Genomic DNA, 12,172 nt, shown 5'->3' with positions numbered 1-12,172 from the left:
CTTGTTCAGAAAAAACGTGTTGAATAGACAAGATTAAGATTAATTATTGAATTTGCCACGATTGTAAAGAGTAAACACACTAAGGGCAAGCCACCAAGCTTTTTCAATGTTTGTAACTCATGCCCAAGTGTCTAAATGCTTCTCGTCATCGTCTTCTTGCTCATTCTTTTTGGCGCTTTTGCCTTTTTCAGCCAATTCTTGCTCTTTTTGCTTTTTGCGTTGCTCTTGCAGAGCAGCTTTGCGCAATTTGACTTTTTCGATCGCGCCATCTTTCACGCCCGCAATATAAAACATTGGCTTATGATCTACTTCTAAGCGAACGATGTTCCTTAGAAACGGTGTAAATACATCCATAACAAGTTACCTCGTCATCTAAAATCTACCTATATTATCGGCAGTTATAAGATATGCTTTAGCAACGTGTAAAAAGTGCTTGCACTGTGTTCTATTTTTATGGTTTGCTAATAGCACAATTTAAGCATAACTAATTTTTTAAGAGTTAACCATGTTCAATACACTGACAGCCGTACATCATCACCATCATTCAACGGGATAACCTGTCAGGTATTTCGCTGGTGGGTTATTCCCAAAAGGAACCTCCGGCGAGTCACACACAAAGTAATTTATTTTCGCCCCGAGGTTCCGCCTCGGGGTTTTTAGTTTTAAACATTAGGAAAATAAATTATGAATAACAACAGATTACGTATCGCAATTCAAAAGTCAGGACGCCTTTCTAAAGACTGCCAAGATTTACTCAAGCAGCTAGGTGTTAAACTCAACCTTCGTGAACAACGTCTTATAGCGCACTCCACTAACATGCCGATCGATGTACTTCGTGTACGTGATGACGACATTCCCGGCTTAGTCATGGATGGCGTATGTGATTTAGGTATCGTGGGTGAAAATGTGTTGGTAGAAGCACAGGCTGAACGTTCTGGCGGCACTCAAAACGCCGAAGTTATTAAACTGTCTAAATTAGATTTTGGCTATTGCCGCTTAGCGCTTGCGTGGCCCCAAGAGTTGGGCCCACAAGACAAATCATGGTTCGAGGGTAAACGCATCGCCACCACCTACCCAGAAATATTAAAGCAATACCTACAACGCGAGAACATTAATGCCAGCGCGGTCATGCTAACTGGCTCTGTCGAAGTTGCTCCTCGTGCAGGTTTAGCCGACGCCATTTGTGATTTAGTCTCAACAGGTGCCACTTTAGAAGCCAACGGCTTAATGCAAGGTGACACTATCTTAGAATCAAACGCGTGTTTAATTCAAAATCCTAACCTAAGCGACAACGATAAGTTAGCCCTGATTGACAAACTTATGCCGCGCTTAAAAGGTGTTAAACAAGCTAAAGAAAGCAAATACATCATGCTACACGCGCCAAAAAACAAGTTGGACGAAATTTGTGAATTACTGCCAGGCACAGGACAACCCACATTGCTCGCACTAGCTGGTAGCGATGAATATGTTGCCTTACACATGGTTAGCACCGAAACCTTGTTCTGGGAAACGATGGAAGAGCTCAAAGCGCTAGGCGCAAACTCTATCCTAGTTATGCCAATTGAAAAAATGATGGAGTAATATCGTGATCCGTTGGAATGAGGTCAGTCAACAAACGCAACAAGCGCTACTTACACGCCCTGCTGTGAATGCGAGTAAAGCAGTTGAAACAAGCGTGCTGGAAATAATTGACGAAGTGAAAACATGTGGTGATCAGGCATTGCTTAAATATGCTCAGCTATTCGATAAACGCACTAACGCGCGTCTTCGCACACCGATGCAGGAAATAGCAGATAGCGAAAAGCAACTAACGAGCGAACTGAAAGCGGCCATCGATCAAGCATACAGCAACATTAAAGCGTTTCACCAAGCTCAGTTACCGCAAGACATTAAACTGCAGACAACAACAGGCGTTGAGTGCGAACTAAAATATCAAGCAATCGACGCAGTTGGGTTATATGTACCAGGCGGTAGCGCCCCGCTGCCTTCTTCGGTGCTAATGCAAGGTGTATGTGCACAATTGTGTGGTGCGAAAACCATCGTTTTAGCAACCCCTGTTAATGGTGATAACGCCATTAACCCAGCTATTTTGTATGCCGCCAAGCTGTGTGGTATTTCCATCATCGTTGAAAGTGGTGGTGCAGGCGCTATCGCCGCAATGGCGTTGGGCACCGAAAGCGTACCAAAAGTAAACAAAGTATTTGGTCCTGGCAATAGCTATGTAACTATGGCGAAACAAATTCTCAGCCAAACACAAACTGGTTTTGCTATTGATATGCCAGCAGGTCCATCTGAGGTATTAGTCATTGCCGATGAGCGTGCGAACCCAAATTTTATTGCCGCAGATTTACTCTCTCAAGCTGAGCATGGCGCTGACTCGCAAGTCATCTTACTGACCAACAGTGCGCAAATAATTGAACAAACAAAAGCTGCCATTGATAAACAGTTACAAAATTTGAGCCGCCAAAGTATTGCAGCGGCGGCACTACAAAATAGCGCTCTCATTTTGGTTGAGTCAGTTGAGCAGGCTTTTGAAGTCTCGGCTCAGTACGGACCAGAGCACCTAATTTTACAACTGGAAGATGCAGCCCCATTTATGTCGTTAGTAAAAAATGCAGGATCTGTTTTTGTTGGTGACTACACACCAGAATCAGCAGGAGACTATGCCTCTGGTACCAATCACGTGTTGCCAACTTATGGATACTCGAAGGTGTATTCAAGTCTTAATCTATTAGATTTTTATAGAACCTATACCGTACAAAGTATTACCCCACAAGGGCTTAGAAACCTCAGTAGCGCTATCTTACCTTTAGCCAACGCCGAAGGGCTGGATGCACACGCAAACGCCGTGAAGGTTCGTTTGGAGACAATACAAAATGACTAAGCAAACATTTCCTAGTAGCCTGCTACCAGAAAACATAAATGCGTTAGCCGCATACAGTTCAGCGAAAAGCCAAAAGCTTACAGGCTCAACTTGGCTTAATGCCAATGAAAGTCCGTATTCAAAAACCATCGAGCTGAGCTTGTCTGATCTTAATCGCTATCCAGACCCACAGCCTGAATCTGTGATCCAAGCCTATGCACAATATGCTCAACTAGACAAAGATCAAGTCGTTATGACCAGAGGCGCTGACGAAGGCATCGAGTTGCTGGTGAGAACCTATTGTAAAAGTGGTGAAGACAGTATCGCGTTATTCTTGCCCACTTATGGCATGTATAAAGTAACCGCAGATAGTCACAATGTGACAATCAATGCGTTAACCCAAGAGCTGCTACTACAAGGCAGCAGCGAACAAATCGTTACCGCTGTGGGTAACAGTAAACTGGTGTTTATTTGTAACCCAAACAACCCGACAGGCAGTACTACTGAACTTAGTAAAATATCAGCTATTGCCAAGGCGCTAGAAAACAAAGCAATTGTCGTTGTAGATGAAGCCTACATAGAGTTCTGCCCTGAACAAACAGCATCCTCTTTACTCCAAGACTTCGACAATATCGTAGTGCTGCGTACCTTATCCAAGGCGTTTGCACTGGCAGGCCTCAGAACAGGTTTCATGCTTGCCAATACCAAGCTGCTCGCCCCTATTCGTAAAGTGATTGCGCCCTATCCTGTATCTCGTGTGGTTGCCAAAATTGCTGAACAGGCGCTTCAAGCGGATGCAATCACACAAATGCGCCGCCAAGTGACCATTTTAAACCGCGCTAAAACCACTTTGGTGCAATGGCTCAAAGAATGCTCGGCAGTGGATAAAGTACTTGATGGACAAGGTAACTTTGTCACCGTACAGCTTTCCAACAAAGCAGATATAGACAAAGCAATGCAAAGTGGGCTGATCATGCGACCATTTACCCTGTACGAGCAAGATAACTGGTTACGAATCTCCATCGGCAATGAGCAAGAACTAGAACAAGTAAAGAATTGGCTTGATGCGTTAAACGCACAGCAGTAGAGGATCAGATATGAGCACACCTTACCTATTTATTGACCGAGATGGCACTTTGATTGAAGAGCCGATTATTGATAAACAAGTTGATAGCTTAGAAAAACTCAGCTTACTCCCCAACGTTATTCCCGCATTGTTGCAACTACAGGCTGCGGGCTATCGACTGGTGATGGTATCGAATCAGGATGGACTTGGCACCGATAGTTTTCCGACTGCGGATTTTGATATCGCACAAGATAAGATGATGGAGATTTTTACCAGTCAGGGGATTTCATTCGACGACGTGTTGATCTGCCCTCACTTTGAGCAAGACAACTGCCAGTGCAGAAAGCCTAAAACTGGGCTGCTTACAGAACTGATGCGTTCCGGTAAAGTTGACTTAGCACGTTCATACGTCATTGGCGATCGCCAAACAGACATAGGACTCGCGCAAAACCTATGTATTGAAGGTATCTTGTATGAGAATAACTGGCCCGCTATTGTCACTAAATTGACCACCCAAAACCGCCGTGCCAGTGTCACTCGTGATACCAAAGAGACGCAAATATCTGTCGCTGCAAACTTAGATCAAAGCGCCAACGGGCAGATAAACACCGGCCTTGGTTTTTTTGATCACATGTTGGACCAAATCCGTACACACGCCAATATTGGTTTGAATATAACAGCCAGTGGCGACTTACACATTGATGAGCATCACCTTGTGGAAGATGTGGGCATCGCATTAGGTCAAGTATTAAAGAGCGCATTAGGGACAAAATCGCAAATCGCTCGATATGGTTTTTCACTGCCAATGGACGAATGTAAGGCGGAGTGTCAATTGGATTTGTCGGGTCGCGCTTCGTTCGTGCTCAACGCAAACTTCAGTCGTGACAAGGTAGGCGATTTAGATGTGCAAATGGTTGAGCACTTTTTTAAGTCGTTAGCAGAAAACGCTCAAGTCAGTTTAATTCTGTCAGTATCGGACGGCAATTGTCATCACCAAGTTGAAGGTCTGTTCAAAGCCTTCTCAAGGGCACTTAGAATGGCAATCGCAAAAGATTTACAACAGCAAACCGCAAGCTCTAAGGGGTGTTTATGATTGCCATTATCAATACTGGGTGTGCCAATATCAACTCCGTTCGATTCGCCTTCGAACGCTTGGGAGTGACACCTGAGGTGATCACCGAGCCTGCTCAATTGAGCCATTTTGAACGCGCCATTTTGCCAGGTGTTGGCCATGCAAAAGTCGCGATGGAGCGACTCAAACAAGGCGGCTGGCAACAAGCAATCGCAGAATATCAACGCCCTTTGATGGGAATTTGTTTAGGCATGCAGTTGCTATGCGAGCATACCAATGAAGGAGATGTTCCGTGTCTAGGTATGATCCCCGGCAATGTTGAGCTATTAGAAGTCGGTGATTTGACTTCACCACATATGGGGTGGAACAACCTAGCAAAGATAAAACCACATCCTTTAACTCAAGGACTCGACGAGACTCAACAAGTATATTTCGTCCATAGTTACGCTCACACAATCAACAACGCCACCTTAGTCGAAGGAGAATATGGTAATAAATTCTCTGCCATTGTCGCGAAAGATAATTATGCGGGTATGCAGTTTCACCCTGAGCGCAGCGCTAAAGTTGGCGCAAAACTTTTACAGAATTTTATAGATTGGCAACTTGCCTAAGGATTGTTGATGATAATTCCAGCATTAGATGTACTGCAAAACCAAGTCGTTCGATTGTATCAAGGCAAATACGATACCGCCCAATTTTATCCGTTTGAGCTGGCCTGTCGATTACAAGAATACCAAAACAGTGGCGCGCAAAAGCTTCACCTCGTTGATTTGGAAGGTGCAAGAGATCCAAACAAAAAGCAGTGGGAACAAATCCAAGCCGCAACTAAAGCATTGAATGTACCCTATCAAGTTGGTGGCGGTGTACGTCGATATGAAGACGTCAAACAATGGCTAGATGCCGGAGCTGCTCAAGTTGTTATCGGATCCATGGCGGTAGACAAACGCCAAGAAGTCGCACAGTGGCTCAAAGAATTCGGTGCAAAGCGTTTTGTTATTGCCCTAGATGTCAACAAAACAGAAACTGGATGGGCACCTGCAACACATGGTTGGCTTGCTGACGGAGAAGACAACTTATTTGAACTGGTAGACTTTTATGCGAACCTTGGCGTGATAGATTTTTTATGTACGGACATTAGTAAAGATGGCACCATGACAGGCCCGTCTTTTGAGTTGTACAAACAACTCATAGCGCACAACAGCGATATTAAGGTGCAAGCTTCAGGCGGCGTGAGTTCATTATCAGATATAAAAACGCTCGTAGAGATAGGCGTGGGTGGAGTTATTCTTGGTAAATCCTTGCTCGATGGAGTCTTCAGCGTTGAGGAGGCATTAGCATGTTGTCAAAGCGCATAATTCCATGCTTGGATGTTAAAAATGGTCAAGTCGTAAAAGGCGTAAAGTTCAAAGGCCATGAAGTAGTTGGAGACATACTAGAGCTCGCCCAACTATATAGTGAAGCGGGAGCTGACGAACTAGTATTCTATGAAATCAGCGCTAGCGTAGAAAAACGTCTATTGGACGTTAACTGGGTAAGCAATATCGCCAAGCACATCGACATTCCATTTTGTGTTGCCGGCGGCATAAAGTCTGTGGCAGATGCTGCTAAGGTACTAGAACAAGGCGCTGACAAAATCAGTATTAATAGCCCAGCAATTGCACGACCGCAACTGATCAAAGAGTTACACGATGAGTTTGGCAAGCAATGCGTGGTAGTGGGTATTGACAGCTTCTATGATGAAGCCACCGGAGATTATTTGGTTTATCAATTAACCGGCGACCCAAACGCATCTAGCAGAACGCGCTACAAAACCCAGCAGTGGGTTCAAATGGTACAAGACTTGGGCGCAGGAGAAATTGTATTGAACTGTATGAACCAAGATGGCGTGCGTAATGGTTATGACAATGCACAGCTAAGCTTAATTCGTCGTATCTGTGACATTCCATTGATTGCCTCTGGTGGTGCGGGAACTATGCAAGACTTTGCGGATGTATTTAAGCAAAGTGAAGTTGACGGCGCATTGGCCGCCAGCGTATTCCATAAAAACATGATTAATATTGGGCAACTAAAAACATTTTTAGCACAGCAACAGGTGGCAGTAAGACAATGCAATTAACTCCAGATAACTTAAGTAAACTAGATTTTGAAAAATGTCCGTTAATGCCAGCTATTGTACAAGACGCAGCAACAGGACAAATCCTCATGCAAGGCTTTATGAACGAAGCCGCTATCGCCGCAACGTTTGAAAAGCAACTTGTCACTTTTTACTCAAGATCCAAACAGCGGTTATGGACCAAGGGTGAAGAATCGCAAAATGTTTTACGATTAGTCAGTGCGCATACTGACTGTGATTATGATGCTATTTTGCTATTGGCGACACCCGAGGGGCCGACATGTCATTTAGGTACACAAAGCTGCTTTGGGGACGCAAAACCTGTAACCAGTTTTCTAGCGCAGCTAGAACAAGTGATAGTGTCACGTAAAACTGACGACCCAAATACCAGCTACACAGCCTCACTATTCGCAAAAGATATTAGTCGAAGTTGCCAAAAGGTTGGAGAAGAAGGTGTTGAGGTGGCACTCGCCGCCATGAAACAAGACAAGCTCGAACTTATAAACGAATCAGCGGACTTACTTTATCACCTGCTCGTACTGCTACAACGCAGTGATACCAGCTTACAAGAGGTTGTTGACTGTTTAGAAACAAGACACAAATCTTGTTAAATTCTGGTTATAATATTTTATCATGGTATGATTGTTACCCTAATAATAACAACAATCATACCGTGATAAAGCGTTTCGTTTCTTGCCATTTACATATCGGTTTTTAGGCAAATTCATTCGCTTATACATGGTTTGTGCAAACAATAGCACAATCTTGGAGAGGAATGAAATGACAGATCAGCCCCCTATTTTCCTGATTAATTTGGACCAAAGCCCTGATCGCTTAGAGAAAAGTGTCAGCCGGTTAGCCGAACAGAACCTCTCCTGTGAACGCATTTCTGGTATATATGGAAAAACTTTAAGCGATATAGAGCTCATTAAAAACTATCAGCCTTTATTGAATCGAAAACTATTCTACCGCCCTCTGACTAAAGGGGAGATTGGCTGTTATATGAGTCATAGAAAAGCCTGGAAGACGATCGTTGACCGGAAGTTACCCTATGCTATTGTGCTCGAAGATGATTTCAGGCTTACTGGGGATTTACAAAACGTCTTTGCTGCTATCGACAAAATCAAAGTGCCATGGCAATTACTTAAGCTCTCCGCTTACCAAAAGCGTACCCGCTCTATCGCATTTTCGTGCCCAATTGATACAACCTTTAATTTGGTAGTACACAAAAAAGCAATGACGGGTTGCTGTGCACAGGCCATCAGTTATGAAGGCGCAAAAGCGCTACTAGCAGCTACGGAACATTTTGCTCGGCCCGTGGATACCGACTTACAACACGTTTGGGAAACTAAGGTGCCCGTATACTCTCTCATGCCCTATTACATTGAACAAGACCTAGACTTTGCAAGCGATATTGAAGCTGCATCATCACAAGACAATATCAAAAAACGCTTTTTCAAACGCAAGCGCCTACAAATAAAAGAAAAGCTGCTCAATAAAAAGGCAACAGCAAAGATTATTAATTCACTTATCGAACAGGTTAATCAATCCACATAAGCTCAAAATGTAGTTAAACCTTAACTTGAGGTAAAAAATTTTTGACATAGAGGGAAAACATCAATACGCTTAACAAGGTCAAATATTTTTTACATCAGGTTAGGTTTTTATGACACGACAAACACAGATAAAAGACTTTCTGCAAAGTATCAGCTTTAGAGAGCTCACTTTAACTATCGATTTGCTGGTTAGCACTTATATCGGCTATTTCTATTTATCAAGCCTGTATAATGCAACGCAGGAACAACTGGCTTCAGCTTCTTGGCTATCTTCACTCTTACTACAGGTTGTGACCTACAGTGTCGTACTTATGGTGTTGAGTTATTTATTGCTGACATTTATCAGCGATAATGAACTAAACCAACCACTTGATGTGAGAGAAAAGCAAATAGATTTAGTGGGTTATAAATATAAAGCTCATATTCTACAAGCAGGTATTTGTATCGCTATTTTTCAATATCAAGCGCAGGTCAATGATTGGGGGCCAGCCATTGAATATAGCGTCCCATATTTACCCTTACATGTCATGGTCGCAGCGTTTTTACTTGCAGAAATCTGCAGTTACGTGATGCAACTATTCAAAGGACGCACCGGAGATATCTATGAGTAAATGTGCAATTACAAATTCTATTCGCACACTGCGCTTTTTGAATAATGAGATGACTCAAAAGCAATTGGCAGAAGCGATTGGCGTAACGAGGCAAACCGTTATGGCTATTGAAGCTAACAAGTATTCACCAACGTTAGAAGTCGCCTTCAAAATTGCAGCAGTGTTTAACTTGCCCCTTGAAGATGTATTTCAATATCATAAAACTGAGTGAGCTTTATTATTAATCCTTTACTGCGTTTAAACTAAATACGAATTTGCTGCGACTAAGTTGTTAAAACACAGAATTGTAACTTTATGAAAAGACAACTTTTATCACTTGGAATTGTACTCTCAGCAACTTTAACCGCCTGTTCAAAGCCCCCCGTTGATTGTGATGCTTTCACCTTACAAGAAAATTCAGACTACGTTTTGCCCTATCAAACTGGCGAATCATATGAAGTCTTAGTCTCAACAGGCCATTATACAAAAGCCAATCAGGGCGTAGGCCTATACGCTATTGATTTTGTAATGCCCATCGGCACAAAAATTGTGGCGGCAAGAGATGGTGAAGTAGTCTCTATACGCGAATTATACGAAGACTATAATGGTGAAGACCTTAAGGAAAATTACATTTTTATTCGTCATAATGACGGTACAGTTGCACGCTATTTCCACTTAACTCACAAAGGTGTGTTGGTCAATAAAGGCGATGAAGTAAAAGCAGGAGATGTAATTGGCCGAAGCGGAAACACGGGGCAAAGCGGCGGTCCCCACCTACATTTTGATGTACAAAAATGCGGTCCTAACCTTCCCCCTGAATACAACAAATTACCCTGTGGGCAAACGCTACCGGTTACTTTCAGAAACACTCGGCCTCATGAGTGTGGCCTGACCACAGGTGAACACTATCTTGCGCTAAAAGACTAACGTTGCTGACATTAAAACCCGTCGCAAATGTGATGGGACGCTTTGCAAAGGGATAGCTTGGTGATAATTGTCTATGTAGTTTCATACAATATGCTCACCAAGCTTAAAAGTTATTGCGCCTTGGGGTGAGTAATGCCTGTCCATGCTTTAAACAGACGCTGTTGCGATTCACTCGGTGAGGCTAACGCTTGAATACGTTTTTGCTTATCGAAGTCTTGCTCAAGCTTTACCTTGGTGCTCATCAACTTGTCACGGCGAATAAAGTCAACCTTAACCGTATCTCCCCCTTTAAAATACGCCAAAGAGTCAACTAAGCTATCTCTAACATGATGACCACCAAACGCCACAACTTTATCACCCGCGGTTAAACCTGCTTGCCATGCTGAGCTATCTCGCGCAACGTGTTGTAATGTGAGAAGTTGCCCTTCTGACTTGGCGATGACTGCTAGACTAGCAATAGTCTTAGCACCTTCAGGGTATGTAAATTCAAGTCCAACTTTATCAAGCAAGGTATCAAAGTCTAATTCAACTGGTGAATCAACATGTTGCTGCCACCACTGACCGTAGTCTTTGCCTGAAACTTGTTTAAGAATGTCTTTTACGTCCTTAGATGTAAATGATTTAGGCAGTTTATACTGATTGTACAACTGCTTATGGACATCACGATAGCTGACCTCACCATCTGAGTTCGCAAGCAAGTCTATATCCAAGGCCATTGAGATAAGCGAACCTTCTAGATAAATGTTAGTGCTGTAATTGAGACCATGATCACCTCCTTGATTGATCCATTTATCGAAGCTGGTATGTGCTGCCGATTGCACCTCTCGGCCCGGCTTATCTAGATGTCGATTAATGGTGTTCGAAAGGTTTTTGAAGAACTCATCGTGACTCATGATGTCAGCGCTCAGTAACAGATAGTCTTCCAAATAACTGGTAGACCCCTCAGAGAGCCACAGTAAATCACTGTAATTTGGATTTAAGTAATCGTAAGGAACCAAGCCCGCTGGACGATAGTTTTTTACATTCCAAGTATGAATAAACTCATGCGCCGCCGTGGCAATAAAACTTAGATAGTCTTCACGCTTGGCAAATGTATCTCTGTGGCGTTGAATAATGGTTGAGTTTAAATGCTCTGTGGCCCCTCTTGCGCCGCTCGTTGCGTGTACCATAAATACAAAACGCTGATAAGGGTATTCGTCCCAAATAAGTGAGCCAGTTTTTACCAACTTTTTAAGATCGTCGAGCATCTGTTGAACATCATAGTTACCTTCGCCCCAGATCACCAACTCATACTCTCGACCATCGACAGAAAACTTATGATGCTCATTAACTCCGGTTTCTATTGGTGAATCAACAAGTACGTCATAGTTTGCTGCGCTAAACGTGTGTTTGTTACCCGCAAATTCCATCCCAGAAATTGAGCGCCATTGCTTTGGTACATCCAATGCTACTTTAACAGGCTCTTGACGAAACGGGTCTGAAAACATAAAAAAGCCTGATGCATCAATAAACGCATGACTATCATCAATGTGACGTACACGTTTGGCCAGTTGATTTGCATAAACCTGATAAGTTACTTGTACTTGAGAAGGATCATCGAGATGAACGCGCCAAGTGCTTTTATCAATTTTGTGCCACTTTAACGCTTTGCCTTCATGATCTGTCGCATTGAAATAGCGAATACCGTTGGCTAAGTCCAATACTTCGTAGCGTCCAGTTCGCCAATCTGGTAGTTTAACATCCAAGTGGGCTTGAGCGGATTTTGGAAATAATACTGAAACGTTACCCAAATGATGGTCGGGCTGGTCTATGGTGAGTGTGTACTCAACATCAGCTAAAACACTAAGAGAAACTAGACTAACTGGCAATAATAGGTTTTTTAAATGCATCTTATAATCACGCTGTAACAAAGTTATGGCCAGCATAACAAAACTATTACGCAACATATTAAAAACTCGGTGAATACACAATTTGCTTCGGTAACA

General features: G+C 43.1%; 14 protein-coding genes. 12 read left to right on the top strand and 2 right to left on the bottom strand.

Annotation, left to right across the window (positions count from 1 at the left end; all coding sequences use genetic code 11):
• Positions 1 to 117: 117 nt before the first annotated feature.
• Positions 118 to 354, bottom strand: a complete 237-nt coding sequence (locus L1070_RS02605) for a hypothetical protein (RefSeq protein ID WP_237124367.1) — start codon at positions 352 to 354, stop codon at positions 118 to 120.
• Between the two features lie 327 nt (positions 355 to 681).
• On the opposite strand from L1070_RS02605, the gene hisG reads away from it, so the two are divergent.
• The 12 genes from hisG (at position 682) to L1070_RS20310 (ending at position 10,187) form a co-directional block, all read left to right on the top strand.
• Complete coding sequence (gene hisG, locus L1070_RS02600; RefSeq protein ID WP_237124470.1) at positions 682 to 1,581, top strand: ATP phosphoribosyltransferase; 900 nt, start codon at positions 682 to 684, stop codon at positions 1,579 to 1,581.
• A 4-nt stretch (positions 1,582 to 1,585) separates the two neighbouring features.
• The gene (gene hisD / locus L1070_RS02595; RefSeq protein ID WP_237124366.1) at positions 1,586 to 2,884 is read left to right on the top strand and encodes a histidinol dehydrogenase; all 1,299 of its coding nucleotides are present in this window, start codon (positions 1,586 to 1,588) and stop codon (positions 2,882 to 2,884) included.
• Entirely contained in the window at positions 2,877 to 3,950 is a 1,074-nt protein-coding gene (gene hisC / locus L1070_RS02590; protein WP_237124365.1) for a histidinol-phosphate transaminase, read from the top strand. Before hisD ends, hisC begins: the two co-directional genes overlap by 8 nt.
• A gap of 10 nt (positions 3,951 to 3,960) precedes the next feature.
• Positions 3,961 to 5,022: a bifunctional histidinol-phosphatase/imidazoleglycerol-phosphate dehydratase HisB gene (gene hisB, locus L1070_RS02585; RefSeq protein WP_237124364.1), complete on the top strand. Its 1,062-nt coding sequence runs from the start codon at positions 3,961 to 3,963 to the stop codon at positions 5,020 to 5,022.
• Complete coding sequence (hisH, locus tag L1070_RS02580; RefSeq protein WP_237124363.1) at positions 5,019 to 5,612, top strand: imidazole glycerol phosphate synthase subunit HisH; 594 nt, start codon at positions 5,019 to 5,021, stop codon at positions 5,610 to 5,612. The genes hisB and hisH overlap by 4 nt, the downstream gene beginning before the upstream one ends.
• Positions 5,613 to 5,621: 9 nt before the next feature.
• A complete protein-coding gene (locus L1070_RS02575; RefSeq protein WP_237124362.1) occupies positions 5,622 to 6,356 on the top strand; it encodes a 1-(5-phosphoribosyl)-5-[(5-phosphoribosylamino)methylideneamino] imidazole-4-carboxamide isomerase in 735 nt (244 codons plus the stop codon).
• Positions 6,338 to 7,117: an imidazole glycerol phosphate synthase subunit HisF gene (gene hisF / locus L1070_RS02570; RefSeq protein ID WP_237124361.1), complete on the top strand. Its 780-nt coding sequence runs from the start codon at positions 6,338 to 6,340 to the stop codon at positions 7,115 to 7,117. Before L1070_RS02575 ends, hisF begins: the two co-directional genes overlap by 19 nt.
• Positions 7,108 to 7,725 carry a bifunctional phosphoribosyl-AMP cyclohydrolase/phosphoribosyl-ATP diphosphatase HisIE gene (gene hisIE, locus L1070_RS02565; RefSeq protein WP_237124360.1) on the top strand — a complete coding sequence of 206 codons (618 nt, stop codon included), beginning with the start codon at positions 7,108 to 7,110 and terminating at the stop codon, positions 7,723 to 7,725. Before hisF ends, hisIE begins: the two co-directional genes overlap by 10 nt.
• Positions 7,726 to 7,894: 169 nt before the next feature.
• A complete protein-coding gene (locus L1070_RS02560; RefSeq protein WP_237124359.1) occupies positions 7,895 to 8,671 on the top strand; it encodes a glycosyltransferase family 25 protein in 777 nt (258 codons plus the stop codon).
• 109 nt (positions 8,672 to 8,780) lie between these two features.
• Entirely contained in the window at positions 8,781 to 9,281 is a 501-nt protein-coding gene (locus tag L1070_RS02555) for a hypothetical protein (RefSeq protein ID WP_070982950.1), read from the top strand.
• Complete coding sequence (locus tag L1070_RS02550) at positions 9,274 to 9,492, top strand: helix-turn-helix transcriptional regulator (protein ID WP_070982951.1); 219 nt, start codon at positions 9,274 to 9,276, stop codon at positions 9,490 to 9,492. Before L1070_RS02555 ends, L1070_RS02550 begins: the two co-directional genes overlap by 8 nt.
• Before the next feature lie 83 nt (positions 9,493 to 9,575).
• The gene (locus L1070_RS20310; RefSeq protein WP_275423228.1) at positions 9,576 to 10,187 is read left to right on the top strand and encodes a M23 family metallopeptidase; all 612 of its coding nucleotides are present in this window, start codon (positions 9,576 to 9,578) and stop codon (positions 10,185 to 10,187) included.
• 110 nt (positions 10,188 to 10,297) lie between these two features.
• Here L1070_RS20310 and L1070_RS02540 read toward each other — a convergent pair whose 3' ends face one another.
• Positions 10,298 to 12,076: a PDZ domain-containing protein gene (locus L1070_RS02540; protein WP_237124358.1), complete on the bottom strand. Its 1,779-nt coding sequence runs from the start codon at positions 12,074 to 12,076 to the stop codon at positions 10,298 to 10,300.
• Positions 12,077 to 12,172 lie beyond the last annotated feature (96 nt).

The sequence above is a fragment of the Pseudoalteromonas sp. MMG022 genome, assembly GCF_021654245.1.
Classification (GTDB): Bacteria; Pseudomonadota; Gammaproteobacteria; order Enterobacterales; family Alteromonadaceae; genus Pseudoalteromonas; species Pseudoalteromonas amylolytica.
Note: the sequence above shows the minus strand (reverse complement) of the source record. Positions and strands in the feature narration are given on the sequence as shown.